This window comes from Lysinibacillus sp. FJAT-14745, assembly GCF_001275675.1.
In the GTDB taxonomy this organism is placed as follows: Bacteria; Bacillota; Bacilli; order Bacillales_A; family Planococcaceae; genus Lysinibacillus.
On the sequence record NZ_LITM01000015.1, the window covers coordinates 235,561 to 236,436 of the forward strand.

The window sequence follows — 876 nt, forward strand, 5'->3', positions numbered from 1 at the left end:
GCATGAAAATGTGGTGTACTTGCCCAGAATGTTAGTAACACAAACAGGTTGTAAGACGTGGCTTTTTTTGGTGGCTTAGACCCTGGAAATAAAACTGTTTGAGTGAATTTGGTGTTCAACCCTTTGTTAGCTCCTTTAAATGTAGAGGATGACTACGGACAGAAAAATGCTTATCTTCAAATTCACTCACTGTTTGTGATTTTAACAGAATGGTGTGAGATAGATGGAAGTCTTTATTGAAACGTGTGCTGGTTTAGATGTGCACTCAGAAACGATTGTTGCTTGTATCATTAAAGGGAGTCGTGAGGAAGAGTACTTTCAGGAAACAGCGACATTTCCTACCCTTACGAAGGATTTATTTCTTCTTTTAAAATGGTTAGAGGACCATGGTGTAACGCATATTGCTATGGAAAGTACGGGCATCTACTGGAAGCCTGTGTTTAACATCTTAGAAGATTTTTTTGACATCACCTTGGCAAATGCCCAACGTATTAAGAATGTTCCAGGTAGAAAAACAGATGTTTCTGATGCGGAATGGATTGCGAAACTCCTGCGTCATGGATTAATTGAAAAGAGCTTTGTCCCACCAGTTGATATTCGGGAACTCCGTGATTTGACAAGGCTACGGAAGAAATGGATTGGTCATCTCACTTCAGAAAAAAATCGTATTCAAAAGGTTTTAGAAAGTTCGAATGTCAAACTTGGAACTGTCATTTCTGATGTGTTTGGCGTTTCAGGTAGAAAGTTGCTCAAGCGTTTACTTGAACAAGGTTATGTAGATGAAATGGATGTGGAAACAAGTATACATGGAAAAATGATGCCTAAAAAACAGATGATTGCCGATTCGTTATTTGGAACACTCACAGAGCATCAACG

The 876-nt window shown here is 38.9% G+C and carries 1 protein-coding gene; it reads left to right on the top strand.

The window, feature by feature from the left end; translation table 11 throughout:
- Positions 1–223: 223 nt before the first annotated feature.
- A partial coding sequence (locus AMS59_RS21000; protein WP_156304740.1) for an IS110 family transposase occupies positions 224–876 on the top strand: 653 nt, incomplete at its 3' end.